This is a genomic window from Pseudomonas sp. ChxA, from assembly GCF_030263855.1.
GTDB classification, from domain to species: Bacteria; Pseudomonadota; Gammaproteobacteria; order Pseudomonadales; family Pseudomonadaceae; genus Aquipseudomonas; species Aquipseudomonas fluorescens_CB.
On record NZ_JARPMK010000001.1, the window covers coordinates 3,882,673 to 3,903,062 of the forward strand.

16 protein-coding genes are annotated in these 20,390 nt (G+C 58.7%); 9 read left to right on the plus strand and 7 right to left on the minus strand.

From position 1 onward, the window contains the following. Positions 1-57: 57 nt before the first annotated feature. From P5706_RS17360 to P5706_RS17370, 3 genes are all read right to left on the minus strand, one after another. Positions 58-1,077, minus strand: coding sequence for a hypothetical protein (locus tag P5706_RS17360; protein WP_285680381.1), 1,020 nt, complete (start codon positions 1,075-1,077; stop codon positions 58-60). Next, on the minus strand, positions 1,077-3,503 hold the full coding sequence (locus tag P5706_RS17365; RefSeq protein ID WP_285680384.1) for a hypothetical protein: 2,427 nt from the start codon (positions 3,501-3,503) through the stop codon (positions 1,077-1,079). The genes P5706_RS17360 and P5706_RS17365 overlap by 1 nt, the downstream gene beginning before the upstream one ends. A 131-nt stretch (positions 3,504-3,634) precedes the next feature. Continuing rightward, positions 3,635-4,654, minus strand: a complete 1,020-nt coding sequence (locus tag P5706_RS17370; RefSeq protein WP_285680386.1) for an AraC family transcriptional regulator — start codon at positions 4,652-4,654, stop codon at positions 3,635-3,637. Positions 4,655-4,821: 167 nt separating this feature from the next. On the opposite strand from P5706_RS17370, the gene efeU reads away from it, so the two are divergent. Genes efeU through efeO (P5706_RS17390) form a run of 4 tightly spaced genes read left to right on the plus strand, consistent with a single transcriptional unit; the run spans position 4,822 to position 9,043 of the window. Next, on the plus strand, positions 4,822-5,667 hold the full coding sequence (gene efeU, locus P5706_RS17375) for an iron uptake transporter permease EfeU (RefSeq protein WP_285680388.1): 846 nt from the start codon (positions 4,822-4,824) through the stop codon (positions 5,665-5,667). A gap of 10 nt (positions 5,668-5,677) precedes the next feature. Beyond that, entirely contained in the window at positions 5,678-6,880 is a 1,203-nt protein-coding gene (gene efeO / locus P5706_RS17380) for an iron uptake system protein EfeO (protein WP_285680390.1), read from the plus strand. A gap of 14 nt (positions 6,881-6,894) precedes the next feature. Next, positions 6,895-8,199 (plus strand): iron uptake transporter deferrochelatase/peroxidase subunit, encoded by a 1,305-nt coding sequence (gene efeB, locus P5706_RS17385; protein WP_200432716.1) that lies wholly within the window; start codon positions 6,895-6,897, stop codon positions 8,197-8,199. A gap of 25 nt (positions 8,200-8,224) precedes the next feature. After that, positions 8,225-9,043 (plus strand): iron uptake system protein EfeO, encoded by an 819-nt coding sequence (efeO, locus tag P5706_RS17390; RefSeq protein WP_200432717.1) that lies wholly within the window; start codon positions 8,225-8,227, stop codon positions 9,041-9,043. Between the two features lie 349 nt (positions 9,044-9,392). On the opposite strand, the gene pssA is transcribed toward efeO (P5706_RS17390), so the two are convergent. After that, positions 9,393-10,736 carry a CDP-diacylglycerol--serine O-phosphatidyltransferase gene (gene pssA / locus P5706_RS17395; RefSeq protein WP_200432718.1) on the minus strand — a complete coding sequence of 448 codons (1,344 nt, stop codon included), beginning with the start codon at positions 10,734-10,736 and terminating at the stop codon, positions 9,393-9,395. A gap of 125 nt (positions 10,737-10,861) precedes the next feature. Here pssA and P5706_RS17400 point away from each other — a divergent pair, with 125 nt between their 5' ends. Both P5706_RS17400 and P5706_RS17405 read left to right on the plus strand, forming a co-directional pair. Further along, positions 10,862-11,425, plus strand: a complete 564-nt coding sequence (locus P5706_RS17400) for a TetR/AcrR family transcriptional regulator (RefSeq protein WP_285680396.1) — start codon at positions 10,862-10,864, stop codon at positions 11,423-11,425. A 54-nt stretch (positions 11,426-11,479) separates the two neighbouring features. Continuing rightward, complete coding sequence (locus tag P5706_RS17405) at positions 11,480-11,959, plus strand: nuclear transport factor 2 family protein (protein WP_285680398.1); 480 nt, start codon at positions 11,480-11,482, stop codon at positions 11,957-11,959. 122 nt (positions 11,960-12,081) lie between these two features. Here the strand turns inward: P5706_RS17405 and P5706_RS17410 are convergent, their stop codons facing one another. Both P5706_RS17410 and P5706_RS17415 read right to left on the minus strand, forming a co-directional pair. Further along, entirely contained in the window at positions 12,082-13,236 is a 1,155-nt protein-coding gene (locus tag P5706_RS17410; RefSeq protein WP_285680401.1) for a PQQ-dependent sugar dehydrogenase, read from the minus strand. A 12-nt stretch (positions 13,237-13,248) separates the two neighbouring features. Next, positions 13,249-13,566 (minus strand): hypothetical protein, encoded by a 318-nt coding sequence (locus tag P5706_RS17415; RefSeq protein WP_138817564.1) that lies wholly within the window; start codon positions 13,564-13,566, stop codon positions 13,249-13,251. Positions 13,567-13,762: 196 nt separating this feature from the next. On the opposite strand from P5706_RS17415, the gene ku reads away from it, so the two are divergent. The 3 genes from ku (at position 13,763) to P5706_RS17430 (ending at position 18,452) form a co-directional block, all read left to right on the plus strand. Further along, positions 13,763-14,617, plus strand: a complete 855-nt coding sequence (gene ku, locus P5706_RS17420) for a non-homologous end joining protein Ku (protein WP_285680404.1) — start codon at positions 13,763-13,765, stop codon at positions 14,615-14,617. 24 nt (positions 14,618-14,641) lie between these two features. After that, positions 14,642-17,128, plus strand: coding sequence for a DNA ligase D (ligD, locus tag P5706_RS17425; RefSeq protein WP_285680406.1), 2,487 nt, complete (start codon positions 14,642-14,644; stop codon positions 17,126-17,128). Between the two features lie 199 nt (positions 17,129-17,327). Continuing rightward, positions 17,328-18,452: an IS481 family transposase gene (locus P5706_RS17430; protein ID WP_285679088.1), complete on the plus strand. Its 1,125-nt coding sequence runs from the start codon at positions 17,328-17,330 to the stop codon at positions 18,450-18,452. Between the two features lie 1,035 nt (positions 18,453-19,487). On the opposite strand, the gene lpxO is transcribed toward P5706_RS17430, so the two are convergent. After that, on the minus strand, positions 19,488-20,387 hold the full coding sequence (gene lpxO, locus P5706_RS17435) for a lipid A hydroxylase LpxO (RefSeq protein WP_200434458.1): 900 nt from the start codon (positions 20,385-20,387) through the stop codon (positions 19,488-19,490). Positions 20,388-20,390: the final 3 nt, after the last annotated feature.

Consider the following 20,390-nt stretch of genomic DNA (forward strand, 5'->3'; position numbering starts at 1 on the left):
TCAGGGTTAGACCCGCGAGAGATGAGCATCCCTGCTCCAAACAGTCGTTGTCGCGCGTTAAGTCGGCAGCGAATAGCTGCCTTCAGACACTGTGGGCGGTGATTGCTGGAAAAAATCTACTGTGCCGTTAATCGTATTTGACAAGGCGATGTTTCCCACTAAGTTAGTCACCTCTTTGGCCGCACGCTCACGGGGCGACAGCCTGATTAATTGCTCGGTTTTTTTGCCCCCACTCACCAATTTTTTGAAATAAGAGAGTCCTTTTCCTAATGACGTGGGGACGTTCACACCCACGCTTCTGACGCCCATTGCGGTGAGACGGAATAAGGATTTCGCCGTGCCAGCCACGGCGCCCGGAAGATCAAACATCGACAGCACTGCTTTACCCGTAACGGCAAACTTCGTCGCTATCGAGCCTGCCTTGGCGAACGCACTGACAGCACTGGCAACCACCAACAGAGCACCGAAAATTTCCAGGCCCAACCCAACAGCGCCCAGGGCAACACGACGGCGGTCGCCTGAGGCGATTTCTTCGATATTGCCTTTAAACGGAATCAGGGTATTGACGACGAAAGTATCGATGGCATCCAAACGCTGCTGAACCGCTTCGTTATACGTCGTGCCTGCAGCTTGCTTCATCAGTAGCAGGCGGTCGACGAGCAAATTTTCCCGTTGCAACGTGCTCAGAATTTCAGTTATCCGTGAAGATGAAAAGGTATTGGGCAAACCCGCTGATGCGTCCTGACCCATTGGCGGCGCGGGAAAGTGCGCAACCACCTCAATATCAACCGGCAACGTTGGGGTAAGACGCCGGCGCATGATTCTCCCGAAGGAATCGGTACCCGAATCACTCATAAACGTCATGGCGCTCACCAGTTCCGGGCGTTCTGCGTAGCTGTTAGTGGCGGGGATAAGCTCATAACACTTGGCGCCCAACGCGTCCCTGAGGAATAGGATCGGCCCGATTTTTTGCTGGGCCTCATCCTGATTGAGGCCGCCCTCCTGAGTCGAAGCACCATAGACCGTGACCTCTCCTGACTCCAACCTTCGCCGGTCTTCAACAGGCAATTGGCTCATCAGCATTTCGTGGCAATGACCTGATAATTTGCCAAGTGGTCAAGGCCTTGCATAAAAGGCTGATCAAAAACGGCTGCGATCGGCCTCACGTTCACCAGTTGGCGCTTTAAAGCCTCAAAAGCGGTTTTATCCGAAGGGTTGATAAAGTTCCATTCTTTCGTGTGTATGTTTTCGGCCGTCAACTCGCCTGACATGTATAAGTCCTTGATCGAACAAGGCCCCGCTGCAAGCCCGGAGAGCGTGACTTTTGGTTTACCGCTTAAGTTAAGGGCTGTTTCCACCATATGGCTGTGGGTTAAAACCGATATCACTGTCGAACTGGCGCTGAACAACACGCTTGGTTTATTAAAGAACTCACTCTGGCCAGGACACACCCGGTCCAATTCCTCCTCAGCCACTTGCGTGCGGGTATTGAGTAATGCGCGGGCGTTATCGAGGCTGGCGGCCATTCGCCGACTTTCCTCAACGCGCTCATTGTAAGTAACCAACGCGACATTCAGCGCCGAGGGTGAGTAATCACCCTCAGCGCTCACTACGCCCTGGGCCACGGCCCAGTCGTATATCGGCCCGGCAGAGTGCATTGCTTCCAACTGTTCGTGCTCAGGCGAAATCGGTTTCAGTAAGGCACGAGAGCCAATTTGCTCTGCGCTCATCAGGCGCGAACTGCCTTGGGAGGCCATTTCCACCAGTGCCGTTTGAACACGCAGGCTCACCAGTGGCAACGTCCCTACACGTAACGAACCGGCGCCCTCCACCCGAAACTCGGGAGCGACCGTCGCCAACAACGCGTGGGTGAGCAATATCGCGGATTCAAGCGGTAATTGGAGCTCCTTGGCCATGTGCTGCTCAAGTTCGGTACGCACCTGCAACAGGGTTTTTCCTGTGTTCGATGCCGAATACAGGTCGTAGCCGCCGATATGATTACGCTGCGTACCCAGTTTTGGATCAACGACCAGCAGATCACGGGTCAGGATCATCTGCTTACGATAGCTCGGCGAAGCTTTTCCGGGCGCCGCTGACGGGTCGTCTTTGAGTGCAGCAAGAATGGGCTCGCAGCGCCTCAGCCCGGAGCCCAGAGTCAATGCCTGGCTGATGAGTTCGTCGGCATTCTGGCGGATGTATTCCGGGCTCTTGCCTGCCCAGGGTTTGGGTGAGCAATCAAGCAGTGTCAGCTTCGGCGGTGTGCTGGCGCCGGGGGCTGAACGGCGGACTCTGATACGTTGCTGCTCGGTCAGGGCGTCAGGGGATTGCTTATCTTCCAAAAAATTGCGGGCATAGCTGCCCAGTGCGGGCTCTGGGGGCAGCGGGTTGAGTTTCCAGTTCAAGATGTTGCGCAATTCGCTGACAGTGTTGATGGCGGGTAATTCGTTCGAGGTTGCAAACCGAAGCAATTGCCATAGGTCGCCGGTTGATTGTGCCCTGATTATTTCTCCGGTTGTTTGCGCATGCTCAATGGCACTGTTGAGCAGTTGCGCGAGCGTCGGATGGGCCAGAACTGGATCCGTCAGGTTATGCCACGGTCCGGATGTGCCGTTGGCGCATAGCATAAACTGCCCATTCTCCAGCCGAACCTGGGCCTTCACATCGATGCCTTTCGCGCTCAAGATCGGCGCCATCAGAGGGTCACGCATCAAGCGCTTCAGTATTCTGAGACCCGAGCGATTGGCAATGCCAAGTGTCGACCCCGGTGCTATGGCCTGGGAAATCGCTCTGAGGTCGATGTCCTCGTCGTCTGGTTTATCCTTGAGCTCACTGAGCAGCGTGGTTATCAATGCGCGTTCATTTTCTATATCCATAAACTCGCGTTCTGCCAGCTTGCGCACTTCAGGTGAACGCAGGGGGTCATCCTCTACACGCTGTACCGCAAAACCGTTGGCTTTGAGCGCTTCGGCATCATTATTGTTGATGGGCCAGCGAACGCCGTAGAACGCCGCGATCTCAGAGGGCAAAAGTCTGCTTGGGGGGCTGCTCAGGCCCTTCCCTTGCGGATCGAGCATGGCAGCACTGGCAATTACCTGGCGTGCGATCGGCCACCAACCGCTGCCATCAGCCGGGGTAAATGTGGTGATTTTGCCGGTGTCTTGCGACTGTACCGTCAGCGTGTTCCCCACTATGCGGAACGTTGACATACGGAATTTTTGTGCCCTTACCCACGCCTGCATGGCCGGCGAGTTCCACGCGTCAGCCAAATGGCCCACCCACTTACCAACCGACGTCTCTGGCGACACATCTTGAAAGCGCCAATCGCCTTGGTGATGATCTGCCAGCATCGTGGCCAGTTCAGTGTCAGCTTCAGCGGTTGTCTTAACGCCAACAACCGGCTTGTCAGATTGAGCGGTTGCCGTCGCCAGGTTCAGCTCACCGGGTGGCGGATTGGATTGGCGCGTGCGTCTACTGTTGCCTGAATCAATACTGGATAAGCTCATTAAAAGTACTCCAGAGAACGGAGTCTAATACTCTGGAAATTACTGATTGCAACGAGATAGGCTAATTCCGAAGCCGAGATGAGCAAGTGTATGTACGCATTTCCTTCCACGGTCCGCCCCATGAGCCTGCGTCACATAGGCGGCAACGCGTCACTGAGGATCAAACTACGGTAGTGCCCCGGGTTTGAGCCGGACCATTTGCGAAAGGCTTTGTAGAATGAGCTGACATCAGCAAATCCAAGGCGCACGGCAATTTCAACAAAACTGATATCGGCCTCGGCGAGCCAGACAATCGCCAGTTCCTTGCGCACGCTATCCTTGAGCCCCTGATACGTCTGGCCTTCATCGGCCAGCCGACGACGTAGGGTTGACGCCGAAATACACAGGTTGGCGGCCAAGCCTTCGGTTTCCGGCCAGGTATTGGCAGGCATATGGCGCAGGTCATTTTTGATACGAGTGGCGAGGCTCGCCGGGTCGCGGTACTTGACCAGTATGTTGGCCGGCGCATGTGCCAGGAACCGCTTGAGTTCTTCCGGGCTGCGCTTGATCGGCAGGTCCAGGCAGTCGGCAGCAAAGATCATGCGCGTGCGCGGCCGGTCGAAGCGCAGGTTGTCGGAAAACATCACGCGATAGTCGTCGCAAAACTCTGGTGGCGGGCAGCGCAGTTCAATGGCGAGGATCGGAATCCGCCGCCCCGCCAGCCAACAAGCCACGCCGTGGACGATCATCCAATAGGTGAAATAGGTAAACGCGCGTTTGGGTTCGGGTTCGAGCAAGACGATTTCTGCCAGGCTCTGTTGGCGCACCAGTTGTGCGGGCATTTGCTCGAGCATCAACGACAGAAAACCCAGGCCGGTTTCCAGGCCGGCATCCAGGCTCGGTTGCGCCATCGCGGCGCGGCACAAGAACGCCAGGCTGCCGGACTTGAGTGCGCGCGGGTCCATGCCAAAAAACTCGTCGTCCATGCGCCGCGCCAGCAAGCGCCACAGGCGTGCGTAGGCCGTGGCGGGCACGCGGGCGTCGGGCTGCTCGAGCAGCGCCGGGTCTATCCCGACCTTGCTCAACGCTTCAACCGTGGCCGCGCCGGGCGCGCAGCTTTGCAGCAAGGCTTCGCGCACAAGATGGATAGAGATGGTGTCTTTTTCCGCCATGGGAATCGGGCTATTCAATGCTGCAAAAGATGGCATGCATCATAAGGGCGGTTGCGATTCGCCACCACCGTTCAGCCGCAGTTCAGCAAAGGTCAACATTGGCTGTTTAGTAATGAGTATCATTATGTTACAAATTAGCATCCTAACCAGTCTTGATGCGGTGCCGAATGCTTGTTCCCTTTCTAATCATGCTGCGCGAAGGCATTGAAGCCGCATTGATCGTTGGCATTATCGCCAGTTACCTGCAACAGACCGGCCGTGGCCAGTGGATGCCCGCCGTGTGGATCGGCGTGTTCCTGGCCGCTGCGCTGGCCCTGCTGGTAGGCGGTGGCCTGGAATTGGTCAGCGCCGAATTCCCGCAAAAACAACAGGAACTGTTTGAGGGGGTGGTCGGCCTGGTCGCCGTCGGCATCCTCAGCTCCATGGTGTTCTGGATGCGCAAGGTGGCGCGCTCCATCAAGCATTCCCTGCACGAATCCCTGGATCATGCACTGGCCGGCTCCAAGCACCAAGTCATCGCGCTGATCGCCATGGTGTTCTTTGCCGTGGCCCGTGAAGGCCTGGAAACCGTGTTCTTCCTGCTTGCCGTGTTCCAGCAAAGCGAAGGTCCGGGCGCACCGATTGGCGCCCTGCTCGGCTTGATCCTGGCGATTATCGTCGGCTTCCTGATCTACACCGGCAGCATGCGCCTGAACCTCGGCGCGTTCTTCCGCTGGACCGGCCTGTTCATCCTGGTGGTGGCCGCCGGCATTCTTGCCAACTCGGTGCAGGCCCTGCACGAAGCCGGAGTGTGGAACCACCTGCAAACCGTGCTGTTCGACTTCAGCGCCGTGCTGCCGATGGACAGCCCGCTGGGTTCGGTGCTCGCCGGGATGTTCGGCTACCAGGAAGCGCCGACCGTGAGCACCCTGGGTGCCTATCTGATTTATCTGGTGGTGGCGCTGGTGATGTTCTTCCTGCCCGCGCCCGCCGCCAAGCCTGTCACCAAACCTTCTTCCGTTTCCAGCCAGTAAGGACCGTCTCTTGTCCAACCAGAACCCTCAACCGGCACCGCCGTCGCGCGCCTTGCGCTGGGCAGTGGCCGGCTCGGTGGTGGTGATGATCGCCGCCGGTGCGCTGTTCTATTACGCCTCGCAATTGGCTGCCGCCAAGCGCCAGACCAACCACAATGAAATCGCCGTGACCATTCACGGTCACGCGTGCGAGCCGAATGAAATTAGCGTGCCTGCCGGGCGCGCGAGTTTTCGCATTATCAACCGCTCCGACCGCGCGGTGGAATGGGAAATCCTCGACGGCGTGCTGGTGATTGAAGAACGCGAAAATATCGCGCCGGGCCTAAGCCAGGTGATCAACGCCAACCTGTTGCCCGGCGACTATGCGATCACCTGCGGCCTGCTGAGCAACCCGCGCGGCACCTTGCATGTCACGCCCACCGCTGAGTCCGATGCCCAGGCCAAGGCAAAACCGTCGATGGTGGCCTTTATCGGCCCGCTGTCGGAATTCCGTGTGTACCTGAGCGGCCAAGGCAGTGCGCTGGTCAAGGCCGTGACCGCGCTGCAGCAAGCCATTGCAGCCGGTGACCTGGCCCAGGCGCAGGCGCTGTATGTACCGGCACGTGAGGCGTATCAGCGCCTGGCTCCCGCCGCTCAACGCCTGGCCGAGCTGGACAACGCGATCAACGCCCGCGCCGATTACTTCGAAAAACGCGAGCAAGACCCGGCGTTCAGCGGTTTCCATCGCCTCGAATACAGCCTGTTCCAGCAGCGCAGCCTGGAGGGCCTCAGCCCGATTGCCGAGCGGCTGGTCACTGACGTCACCACCCTCAAGCAACAGCTGCTTGCGCAGTCGCTGCCACCCGAACAACTGGTCAGCATTGTGGTGCGCAACCTCAACAGCCTGGCGGATGTGCGGGCTGCCAGCGGTGAAGAGGAGCGCTACAGCCATATCGACTTGAACGGTTTTGCCGCCAACCTGGAGGCTGCCCGCAAGGTGGTCGACCTGATGCGTCCGTTGCTGAGCAAATCGGCGGCGGACCTGCTGCCGAAAATCGACAGCGCGCTCGATGCCTTCGATGCCCAACTCAACAGTTTTAAAGTCGACGGCCAGTACAGCCGCTACGACAGCGTCACGGCCGATCAGCGCAAGCAGATCGCCGACAAGGCCAAGGCTCTGGCCGTTGCACTCGATGGAATCGACCCCGCCCTTGGCCTCTCCGGCCTGCAGTGAAGACGACCTAATAGATGAGTGATTCAGAACAGTTTTCCGCGCAACGTCGCCGCGTCCTGCTGGGCATGGCCGCCACCGGCGCCGCGATTGCCGGCAGCACCCTGACCTGCCCGGCCATGGCCGCTGCGGCCGAACAAGTCACCACCGCACCGCGCAGTGACAAGACCCAGGACCACCACGACTTTTTCGGCCAGCACCAGACCGGCATCGTCACCCCGCGCCCGGCCTGCGGCATGCTCGTCGCATTCGACGTGCTGGCCAGCGATCGCGAAGACCTGGAGCGCCTGTTCCGCACCTTGAATGAGCGCATCGCGTTCCTGATGACCGGCGGCACCGTGCCGCAAGTCGACCCGAAACTGCCGCCCACCGATTCCGGGATTCTCGGCCCGGTAGTCACCCCGGATAACCTGACCATCACCGTCTCGGTCGGCGAGTCGTTGTTTGATGAGCGCTTCGGCCTGGCGGCAGCCAAACCCAAGCGACTGAGCCGCATGGTCGGCTTCCCCAACGACGCGCTGGAACCCGCCCAGTGTCACGGCGACCTGAGCCTGCAATTTAGCTCGAACACGCCGGACACCAATATTCACGCACTGCGCGACATCGTGAAAAACCTGCCCGACCTGCTGCTGGTGCGCTGGAAACAGGAAGGCAGCGTACCGCCCCAGGCACCGGCCAAACCCGGTGAACCGGCGCAGAGCGCACGTAACTTCCTGGGCTTTCGTGATGGCTCGGCCAACCCGAATTCCAATGACGCCAAGGCCATGGACCAGATCGTCTGGGTACAACCTGGCAGCGACGAACCGGCGTGGGCCGCCAACGGCAGCTACCAGGCCGTGCGAATCATCCGCAACTTCGTCGAGCGTTGGGACCGTACGCCATTGCAGGAACAGGAAAGCATCATCGGCCGTATCAAACCGACCGGCGCGCCCATGGATGGGCAAAAAGAAACCCAGGTGCCCGACTACAGCAAGGACCCGGAAGGCAAGTTGACCAAGCTCGATGCGCACATCCGCCTGGCCAACCCGCGTACCCCGCAGACACAGGCCAACCTGATCCTGCGTCGGCCGTTCAACTACTCCAACGGCGTCAACAAAAACGGTCAGCTGGACATGGGGCTGTTGTTCATCTGCTACCAGGCTGACCTGGAGAAAGGCTTTATCAGCGTGCAAACCCGGCTCAATGGCGAGCCCCTGGAGGAATACCTCAAGCCGGTTGGCGGCGGGTACTTCTTCACCTTGCCTGGGGTCACCGGGCCCAAGGATTTCCTTGGCCGCACGCTGCTCGCTGCAACGCACTCTCAAACCACTGCCAACACCTAAAACAAACCAGAGCGGAAAACGTCCCATGAAGAAGTCGACTATCGCGTTGTCGTTGCTAATGACCCTTTCACCGCTGGCAGCCTTCGCCGCCACCGCGCCCCTGGACCTGGTAGGCCCGGTGTCGGACTACAAGATCTACGTCACCGAAGAAATCGGCGAACTGGTCACGCAGACCAAGGCCTTCACTGACGCCATCAATAAAGGCGACCTCGCCACCGCGCAGAAACTTTACGCGCCGACCCGCGTGCACTATGAGTCCATCGAGCCGATCGCCGAGCTGTTCAGCGACCTCGATGCTTCGATCGATTCACGTGTCGACGACCACGAGAAAGGCGTAACTGCTGAAGATTTCACCGGGTTCCACCGCATCGAGTACGTGCTGTTCTCCGAGAAGACCACCAAAGGTCTGGAAACACTGACCGCCAAGCTCAACACCGACGTCAATGACCTGAAAACTCGCGTGGATGGCCTGACCTTCCCGCCGGAAAAAGTCGTCGGCGGTGCAGCAGCTCTGTTGGAAGAAGTCGCTGCCACCAAAATCTCCGGTGAAGAAGACCGTTATAGCCACACCGACCTGTATGACTTCCAAGGCAACATCGACGGCGCGAAGAAAATCGTCGACCTGTTCCGTGGCCAGATCGAGAAGCAAGACAAGGCTTTCCTGGCCAAGGTCGACAAGAACTTTGCCACCGTGGACAAGATTCTGGCCAAGTACAAAACCAAAGATGGCGGTTATGAGACCTACGACAAGGTCAAGGAAACCGACCGCAAAGCCTTGGTTGGCCCGGTCAACACCTTGGCTGAAGACCTGTCGATGCTGCGCGGCAAGTTGGGCCTGAACTGATTGAACACCCAGGCGTTCGTGCGGCCTGCACCGGCCGGCGAACACCTGGGGTGCTCATGCCTTAGCGTCAAGCCGGTGTGAATTGCTCCAGCGGTGTCCCTTCAGGTTCCTGAGTGGTTGGATTGATTGCACACCACGCGCCGTTCTTTTCCAGCGCAAGCATACGGCCAACCTGCGCCTTAAGGGTCAAGCCCCTGGGCAGCGACGCGCAGCCTTGCACTGACTTCCCACCCACCGGATGCTGCGCGTGAGCCGAGCCGCGGTGTCGGCAAGTGGAGTCAGGTCAGGTGCCGGTGCCGTCGGCAGCACCGGTGGAGTAAACGTGGGCGCTTGATAGAATGGCGAGATATTACAAAATTCTGTAGAGCAGCCGCTCGATCCGCACCCGGCTGACCCGGCGTAGGAACTTGCCAACCGCTGGCGGATAATCCACCAGCGTTTGCAAGTGTTGATACCGCTCGATACGCGTGGTGTGCTGGAAGATCTGCGCCAGCTCAGTACGCCGTGGCGCCAGCCATTGGCCTTGTGGGTCATCAATCAGCAACGCGTTTTCCAGATCGAGGCGGAATGCCCGTGGGTTGAGGTTGTTGCCGGTCAGCAAGGTGTAACGCTGGTCAACCCACATACCTTTAAGGTGATAAGTGTTGTCGCCGTCACGCCATAAGTGCAGGTTCAACTGGCCGCTGTCGATCATCGGCTGATGGCGTTTGGCGAAGCGGCGCAGGCTGATTTCATACAGGTAAGGCAACGCCGAGATCACCTTGAACGGCTCGCTTGGCGGGATGTAGAAATCGTTGGCGGTTTTGTCGCCGACGATGATGTCGACTTTCACCCCGCGCGCCAGGGCGCGGTTTATTTCGCGGGTCACCGGCAGCGGCAGGTTGAAATACGGCGTGCAGATGGTTAGCTGATGCTGGGCACTGGCGATGAGTTCGAGGATCACCCGGTTCAACGGGTTGTTCTTGCCCACACCCAGCAACGGGCTTACCGACAAGTGCCCATTGGGCAGCAAACCTGTGGTGGTGTCGTAGGTCGCGTGCTTCAAGCGGCTGCGCAAGTCACCGATGTCATTGCGCAGGCTGCGGGTGGTCGGCAGGTTCGGCAAGTCCAGGCGATGCACGGCCTTGGACGCGACCAGGCCGTGTTCCACCAGGTGTTGCATCGAGTCAGCCAAGGGCTTGCTGTGGATCAGGTGATAGCGGTCAAAGCGGTATTTGTCGAACTTGTGCAAGTACACATTGTTCAGGCTGGCGCCGCTGTACAGCACGCTGTCATCGATCACGAAACCCTTGAGGTGCAACACGCCGAACAGTTCGCGGGTTTGCACCGGCACGCCGTACACCGGTACTTCGCTGGCGTGGGAGTGGGTCATGGCCTGGTACCAGGCGCTGTTGCCCGGCTGCTTGCCGGCGCCGATCAGACCGCGCTGGGCGCGCAACCAGTCAACCACCACCACGATATCCAACTCGGGCCGTGCCGCCTTGGCGGCGTGCAAGGCGTCGTAGATTTCCTGCCCCGCTTCGTCCTGCTGCAAGTACAGCGCAACAATGTAGATGCGTTGTGTGGCCTGGGCGATTTTTTCCAGCAGGCACAGGCGGTACGCAGCGGCACCGGACAGCACATCGATGGCATCGGGAGACAGCGGGAAACCACGCAGTTTGGGCAACAGGGAGCGTTTGAAGAACGACGGCATAAGGCTCGCAATGGGTCGAATCCGAAGAGGCACAGAGCTTACACCATGGGGCTGCTCAGGTCTCGTCGCGGACAATGGAAAAAAATTAATTGACCAAGAAGAACGATCGTTCTACTGTTCGGTCCATGAACGCTATCAACAGCAACGAAACCCGCGACATTATCCTCGACGTCACCGAGAAGTTGATCTATCGCCACGGCATCGCCGCCACCGGCATGGAGTTACTGGTGAAAACCGCCGGCGTCTCGCGCAAAAGTATTTACCGTTACTTTGCCAATAAAGACGAACTGGTCATCGCCGCCCTGCAACGCCGCGACGCACGCTGGATGCAGTGGCTACGCACTGAAGTGGAGCGCAGTGAAGGCAGTGGCGAGCGCCTGCTGGCGCTGTTCAGCGCTCTCAAGGCGTGGTTTGGCTCGGCAGACTTTCGCGGCTGCGCCTTTATCAACACCAGTGGCGAAACCGGCGACGCGCAAGACCCGGTGCGCCTGCTGGCCAAGGCGCATAAACAAAAACTGTTCGAGTACGCACTTGAACTGTGTAAAGCACATGGCACCCCCGACCCCGAACGGCAGGCCGCGCACTTGCTGATCCTGATCGATGGCGCCATTACCGTTGCCCTGGTCATGGGCGATTCAACAGCAGCTGATAATGCGCAATGCATGGCGCGAACGTTATTAGGACTTTGAACGCACAGGCTGAGCAACTTTCGACAACACCTTGGTATTGATAGGAGCTGCCCCATGTCAACGACAGCAGAACAACGTCCGCCGCTGCCACCGTTCACGCGTGAATCGGCCATTCAAAAAGTGCGCCTGGCCGAAGACGGCTGGAACTCCCGCGACCCAGAACGCGTGTCCCTGGCGTATACCCTGGACACGCAGTGGCGAAACCGTGCCGAATTCGCGCATAACCGCGAAGAGGCCAAGGGTTTTCTCACGCGCAAGTGGGCCAAGGAACTGGACTATCGACTGATCAAGGAACTGTGGGCATTCACCGACAACCGTATCGCCGTGCGCTACGCCTATGAGTGGCACGACGACTCCGGCAACTGGTTCCGTTCCTATGGCAATGAGAACTGGGAATTTGACGAAAACGGCCTGATGGCCAACCGTTTTGCCTGCATCAATGATCTGCCGATCAAAGCAACCGAGCGCAAGTTCCACTGGCCACTGGGCCGACGCCCGGATGATCATCCGGGGTTGTCTGACCTCGGCCTGTAAGCCACACGCAAATAAAATGTGGGAGCTGGCTTGCCTGCGATACAGACGATTCGGTTAATCAGGAACACCGAGGCGATACTATCGCAGGCAAGCCAGCTCCCACATTGGACCATCAGCCTCTGTCAGTCCTGATTCAGGCCGACGCGATACAGTACGCCCTTGTCCTCATCGGTCAGCACGTACAGGAAACCGTCCGGTCCCTGACGCACATCGCGAATCCGTGCCTTCAACCCGCCCAGCAGGCGCTCCTCATGGATCACCTTGTCGCCATCGAACTGCAGGCGGATCAACTCCTGGCTGGCCAACGCGCCGATAAACAGGTTGTGATCCCAGGCTTTGAAACGGTCTGCGTCATAGAACGCCATGCCACTGATGCCGGGTGACTTTTCCCAGACGTGATGGGGTTGCACGGTGCCTTCCACAGCCTTGCCCTGGGCTTCTGGAATCGGCGTCAGCGAATAGTTGATGCCGTGGGTTGCCAGGGGCCAGCCGTAGTTCTTGCCGCGCTCGATGATGTTGATTTCATCACCACCGCGCGGGCCATGTTCGTTTTCCCAGATCGTGCCGCTCCAAGGGTTCAACGCCAGCCCCTGCGGGTTGCGCTGGCCATAGGACCAGATCTCCGGGCGCACGCCCTGCTGGCCCACAAAGGGGTTATCGTCCGGCACACGGCCATCTGGGTAAATGCGCACGACCTTGCCTTGCAACTTGTCCAGGTCCTGGGCCGTCGGCCGATCATTGTTCTCGCCCAGGGTCACAAACAGGTAGCCATCGCGGTCGAACGCCAGTCGCGAGCCGAAGTGATTGCCGGTCGACAGCTTGGGCTCCTGGCGCAATATCACTTTGAAGTCTTTGAGACCACTCAAGTCATCGGCCAAGCGCCCACGCCCCACGGCAGTGCCGGCTTTGCCACCTTCGCCGCCGCCTTCGGCATACGACAGGTAGACCAGGCGGTCCTGCTTGAAGTCTGGCGACAGCACCACGTCGAGCAAACCGCCCTGCCCTTTGGCCCACACCTGCGGCACGCCGGTCAACGGCGCAGACAGCTTGCCGTCCGGGCTGACAAAACGCAGGTGGCCGGGGCGCTCGGTCACCAAAAAGCCTTGTTTGTCCGGGAGAAACGCTACCGCCCAAGGGTGGTCGAGGCCCTTGGCGATTGGGGTGGCGGTGATGCTGCCTTGCTCACTGGGGAACTGCTGGGCATCCGCCGCCATGACGGCCGTCACGGGTAGCAGGGTTGCGCAAATAGCGGCTAACAGGGTTTTGCGTAGAAACATAAGACAGAGTCCTTACCGGCGATTGCCGTTGGCATCGTAAGTGGGCGCTTTGGGTTCAGTGGCAGGCCGGCTCGGGGCCGCGTTACGCGTCGGGTAACGATTGCCGATACCGCCGTTTTCCACGGTGGGTGCAGGGCCGGTCGGCGCGGGTTGAACCCCGCGGGTGGTGGCCGGCGCATTCGGTTGGGTGCCCTGCATGCTGTTGGGGTTAGCCCGATGGATTGGGCTGTTATTGGTGTTGTAGCTGCCGGGCAGGTTCTGCGCCTGGGCCAATGGCGCCAGGGCCAGGCCCAGCGCGACTACGGCGAGGTAACGCACACAGCTGTTCATGACAAAGCCTCTTGGGGGCGAGTGGTACGTGCTTTCGATAACACGCTACGCCTTGGGTTCGGCTTTCGACATTAAATAGTTTCTCATCAGATGTAACACGATCTGTCCACGCATCTGTCCACGCATCTACCAGCCGAAACTTTTGCACCCGCCTGCGAGTCACCAGAACACTGACTCTTCTCAAGGAACCGCAGCCATGCCAAGGGCAATCTGGAAAGGCGCCATCAGTTTCGGCTTGGTCCATATCCCGGTCTCGCTGGTCTCGGCCACGTCCTCTCAGGGCGTAGATTTTGACTGGCTGGACAAACGCAGCATGGACCCGGTGGGCTACAAGCGCATCAACAAAACCACCGGCAAGGAAGTCACCAAAGACAATATCGTCAAGGGCGTGGCCTTTGAGAAAGGCCGCTATGTGGTGCTCAGCGAAGACGAGATTCGCTCGGCCCACCCCAAGTCGACCCAGACCATCGAAATCATCGCCTTTGTCGCCGCCGACCAGATCCCGCTGCAAAACATCGACACGCCCTACTTCCTGGCCCCGGACAAACGCGGCGGCAAGGTCTATGCGCTTCTGCGTGAAACCCTGAAAAAAACCGCCAAGGTCGCCCTGGCCAACGTGGTGCTGCACACCAAGCAACACTTGGCAGCATTGATGCCGCTGCAATCAGCGCTGGTACTGGTGATGCTGCGCTGGCCCGCCGAAGTGCGCAGCCTCGACGAGCTGGAACTGGGCAGTGACGTGACCAAACCGAGCCTGGCCAAGGGTGAATTGGACATGGCCAAGCGCCTGGTCGAAGACATGAGCGCCGACTGGCAGCCGGACGATTATCGCGACAGCTTCCAGGAAAAGATCATGGCGCTGGTGGCGAAGAAAGCCAAGGCCGGCAAGATTGAAGACGTTGAGAGCCAGGCTGGCAGCGAAGAGCGCAAATCGGCTGATGTGATCGACCTGACCGAGTTGCTCAAGCGCAGCCTGGCCGGCAAGCCCGCCGCGAAAAAGCCTGCAGCCAAAAAACCGGCCGCGAAAAAAACCAGCAAAAAGGCCTCTTGAGTCCGCCATCAGCAGGAGAACGCCATGGCCAAGCCCCTGAGCGAATACACGCGCAAACGCGACTTCGAGATCACCGCAGAGCCCGCAGGCGATGCGCCCACCGGCAAATCCAAGGCCTCGGCGCTGTCTTTCGTGATTCAAAAACACGACGCGCGCAACCTGCACTATGACTTTCGCCTGGAACTCGATGGCGTACTCAAAAGCTGGGCCGTGCCCAAAGGCCCGAGCCTGGACCCCAGCCAGAAACGCCTGGCGGTCCACGTTGAGGACCACCCGCTGAGTTACGGCAATTTCGAAGGCAACATCGCCGCCGGGCAGTACGGCGCCGGTGATGTGATCGTGTGGGATCGCGGGGTCTGGCAACCTCACGACGATCCGCACAAGGCGTATGCAGCCGGCAAACTCAAATTCACCCTGGTCGGTGAAAAACTCTCCGGCGATTGGGCACTGGTACGCACCCGCCTCAAGGGCAGCGGCGACAAGGAGCAGTGGTTGCTGATCAAGGAAAAAGATCAGCAAGCCCGCCCGGCCGCCGACTACGATATCGTAAAAGCCCAGCCCAAAAGCGTGCTCAGCGATGCCACCGTCGGCAAGCCCGCGCCAGCGCCTGAACCGCGAGCAAAGCGCCAGAAAGCCAAGACCGCCCTGCCCGATCAATTCGCCCCACAACTGGCAACCCTGGTCGACCGCGCCCCGGCCGGCGACTGGCAGTACGAAATCAAATTCGACGGCTACCGCATGCTGGCCCGAATTCGCGACGGCGACGTGCGCCTGTTTACACGTAACGGCCATGACTGGACCGACCGATTGCCGCGCCAGGTCAAGGCCTTGCAAGCCCTCAAGCTCAAGGACAGTTGGCTGGATGGCGAAATGGTCAGCCTCAACGCCGACGGTCTGCCGGACTTCCAGGCGTTGCAAAATGCCTTCGATATCGGCCGTAGCCTGGACATCGTTTACTACCTGTTCGATGCACCTTTTTTACACGGTCAAGACCTGCGTGAAGCACCCGTGGAACAACGCCGTTCTGCGCTTAAATCCGCGCTGTCGGGCAGCCGTAGCAAATTGCTGCGGTTTTCCGAAGCCTTCGCCGCCAACCAACGCGACATCTTCGAAAGCGCCTGCGACCTGGCGCTCGAAGGCGTGATCGGCAAGCGCATCGGCAGCGCGTACGTGTCCAGCCGCAGCGCCGACTGGATCAAACTCAAATGCCGCCTGCGTCAGGAGTTCGTGATTGTTGGCTACACCCGGCCACAAGGCTCGCGCACCGGCTTCGGCGCCTTGCTGCTGGCGGTCAATGGCGACAACGGCTTGGTGTATGCCGGGCGTGTCGGCACCGGGTTTGATCAGCACGCACTCAAAGCCATCTATGCCCAGCTGACACCTCTGGCGCGCAAGACTTCACCGCTGCAAAACCCGCTGACCAGCAGCCAGGCACGCGGCGTGCACTGGGTGAAGCCCGAACTGGTCGGCGAAGTCAATTTCGCCGAATGGACCCGCGAAGGCGTGGTACGCCAAGCCGCGTTCATTGCGTTGCGCAGCGACAAGCCTGTGGCGCAGATCATCCATGAGCAACCGCGCGCGGCAAAATCCCTCAAACAGGCTCCAGCGCCGAAAAAAACCGGCAGCGGCGTGAACATCACACACCCCGACCGCGTGATTGACCGGCAAAGTGGCACGCAAAAGCAGCAGTTGGCAGACTTTTACGCGAGCATCAGCGAATGGATCCTGCCGTTTCTGCGCCACCGGCCCGTGTCGCTTCTGCGCGCGCCGGAAGGCATCGAAGGCGAGCAGTTCTTCCAAAAACATGCAGAGCGCCTGGCCATTCCCCATATCAAGCAGTTGGACCAGAGCCTCGACCCCGGCCATGCACGGCTGATGGAAATCGACACCACCAAAGCCCTGCTCGGTGCCGTGCAGATGGGCACGATCGAGCTGCACACCTGGGGCGCGACTGCCGACAAAATCGAAACCCCGGACCTGTTTGTACTCGACCTCGACCCGGACCCCGCACTGCCCTGGAAAAGCATGTTGGAAGCAGCGCAATTAACCTTGTCGGTGCTTGATGAGTTGGGCCTTGAGGCGTTCGTCAAGACCAGCGGGGGCAAAGGCCTGCACCTCGTTATTCCGTTGGCACGCCGGGATGGCTGGGAGACGGTGAAGGCCTTCGCCAAGGCCATTGCGCAGTTTATGGCAATGCAACTGCCTGAACGCTTTACCGCCACCAGCGGCCCGAAAAACCGCATTGGCAAGATCTTTATCGACTACCTGCGCAACGCCCGCGGCGCGAGCACGGTGGCGGCCTATTCGGTACGGGCACGCCCGGGCCTGCCCGTCTCGGTGCCGGTGAGCCGGGAGGAATTGAAAGGGTTACGCGGTGCGCAGCAGTGGACGGTGACTAATCTGCACGAGCGTTTGGACACGCTCAAGGACGACCCTTGGGCCGGTTACGCCAACCGGCAAAAGATCAGCAAGAAGATGTGGGACAAACTGGGGGCAGAGCCGCTGCGCTGACGGGTGTGGGAGCTGGCTTGCCTGCGATGGCGGTCGTTTGGTGGGGTACATATCCGTTGCTGCGGTAACGGCTTCTATTGGTTCCGCTCTTACAGCGGGTCACTTTTGGAAAGACCTGTACGGACCGGACACATGGTTGACGGGTGTGCGGGGACATGGTGGACACTTCTCGGCAAGCTAACTGCGCCGGGAGGCCATCATGCCCTGGAACTCGAGAGACGCCATGAGCCTAAAAGAAGAGTTTGTTTCCTTAGCAAAGAAACCCGGCAGTAATAAGCGAGAGCTGTGCCGACGATTCGGCATAAGTCCGCAGACAGCCTACAAGTGGCTAAAACGCTACGAGGCCGGCGGTTCTGCAGGCCTGCAAGAGAAGTCACGTAAGCCCGTCAGCAGCCCCAAGCTGACCCAGGCCGAGCTGGAGGCTGAGGTTATTGCACTTCGCCAAGATCATCCGGCATGGGGCGGACGCACAATTAGCAGCATGCTGGACAAGCGAATTGCCCCCAGTACTGTCACGAATGTCTTGCACCGGCATAGCTTGATTAAACCCTCAGATAAAGAACCAGGGGCCCTGCTGAGATTTGAACATCCTGAGCCCAACGATCTTTGGCAGATGGATTTCAAAGGCCACTTTGCAATGCAGCAAGGCCGATGCCACCCCCTGACCATCCTGGACGATCATTCGCGGTTCAATCTGGCCATCCAAGCGTGTGATAACGAGCGAGGTACCACCGTAAAAGAGAAGATGAGCAAGGTATTTGAAATTTACGGTTTACCAGCACGTATCAACGTCGACAATGGCGCGCCTTGGGGCTCACCGCGTAATCCTGGCGAGATCACCGAGTTGAGCATTTGGCTGGTGCGTTTGGGAATTCGGATAAGTTTCAGTCGTCCCTACCATCCGCAAACAAATGGGAAAATCGAGCGTTTCCATCGATCACTCAAGGCAGAAGTCCTTAACGGACGTCACTTTTCTACACTGGCAGATGCCCAGCTAGCTTTCGATCAATGGCGTGAAATATACAACCTGCAACGTCCCCATCAGGCGCTGGAATACAAGGTGCCAATGGACCGTTATCGCAGCAGTTCTTGGGATTATCCGCAGCAACTACCGGAGTTTGAATACGGACCAGATGACGTATTAGCCAAGGTTTATCACAGCCGTTTTCGCTTTCAGAAAAGCTATTTCAGCATCGCAAAAGGCCTGGCAGGGCAACACATAGCAATCCGCCCTAACCCTGAAAGCGATGGTCTGTTCGATGTCTATTTCTGCCATCATTTTTTGCGAACTATCGAAGTTAGTAAGCCTGATTATGGTCAATAATGTGTCCACCATGTCCCCGCACATGTGTCCACCATGTGTCCGGTCCGTACAGAAAGACCCAAAAGTAACCAAAAGGTCTTCCCCCCAACACTCGGTGCCTCGCTTAGGCTCGGCATGCCCGCAATCCGACAGTGATTTGGGGGGCCGCCGCGATGGGCCATCCTTGGCCCAGCGCGGCTAAACCGGCATCCCTGCCGGTTTACCCCCCAAATCCCTGTCAGATTCCGGCCATCGTGTTTGACGGGGCGATTTCAGATCAAGATCAAGATCAAAAGCGCAGATCAAAAGACCGCTGACTTCGTCATCGAAAAGGATGTAAGGGCCGGAGCAACAGCAACAGCAACAGCAACAGCAACAGCAACAGCAACAGCAGAGCCATACTCGGTCAAAGGTGGGAGCTGGCTTGTCGAATCGTCGCACCGCTGCGATAGCATCAACTCAGTGTGCCTGATGTACCGAGGTGTCTGCATCGCAGGCAAGCCAGCTCCCACAGAAAAGCACATGTTCAGAACTGCATGCGGTCAACTGTGGGAGCGGGCTTGCTCGCGAATGCGGTGGGTCAGTTACAGATGAATTGACTGACCCACCGCTTTCGCGAGCAAGCCCGCTCCCACATTTTGACTGCGTTGCATCAGGTAGACAGGCTTTGGTTTTGCACTTGATCTGGCTCTTGCTTCAACCACTCAGGTCGGCTTTCAGGCCGCCGTGCTGTAGATCTTGATCTTGATTTTGATCTGAGACGCCCCGTTAACCACGATGGCCGAACGCAGGCTTGAATCCGTGGGTAACCCGGCAGGACGCCGGGTTAGCCGCGCTGGGCCAAGGATGGCCCATCGCGGCGGCCCAAGGATTCAAGCCGGAGTGAGGGCATTCCGAGCCCAAGCGAGGTGCCGAGTGGTGGGGCACAGAGCTTTTGGTTACTTTTGGCTGGGCCGGCATTCCGGGCGTTTGCCAAAAGTGACCCGCTGTAAGAGCGGAACCAATAGAAGCCGTTACCGCAGCAACGGATATGTCCCCCAAAGGACCACCCCCAAGTCAGATCAAAATAAAAATCACCGCCAACCCAGCAAAAATCGCCCACTTCTCCAGGTAATACCGCGCACGGTTACGCTTCTTCAGCTCTTTGCCACGCAAACGGATCTTATACAGCCGCGTAAACGCACGGTTCAACCCGCCGGTCTTGTCACCGTCATCATTAGGCGAACCCGCAGCCGCCATCACATTACGACTGAACCAACGGTTAAACGCCGCCGCCCAGCGGTACTTCATCGGGCGCTCAATGTCACAAAACAAAATGATACGGTTCTGCTGTGTAGTGTTCTCAGCGTAGTGAATGTAAGTCTCGTCAAACATCACCGGCTCACCGTCACGCCAGTAGTAACTCTCACCATCCACATTGATATAGCAACCCGGATCATTCGGCGTATCCAGCCCCAAGTGGTAACGATAGGAGCCTGCATAAGGATCACGGTGGCGCACCAGTTTAGAGCCCGGTGGCAACTCGGCAAACATCGCCGCCTTGATCGAACCAATGCCCTGCACCAACTCAGTAGTGCGCGGGCACAGCTTCATCGCCGACGGGTGACTGTCGCCGTACCACTTAAGGTAAAAGCGCTTCCAGCCCGACTTGAAGAACGAGTTGAAACCCACGTCATTGTATTGGTCCGAGCGCTTGATCTCGCCCGCGCGCATCAGGTTCTGGCCTTCCTGGCGGATTTCCTCCCAGTGCTCCTGCAACGGGCTCAGGTCCGGAAAGTCGCTGGGCGACAGAAACGGACGGCTTGGCTGCTTGGAAAACAAGTAGAGGAAGCAGTTGATCGGCGCCAGGAACGTCGAGTGATCGCTAAGCTGGCGGCCCAGCTTGTGTCGCACTCTGCCACGCAGGTGAACATACGCAATGGAGGCAACGTAGAGAACAACAATGATGAGTTTCAAGGG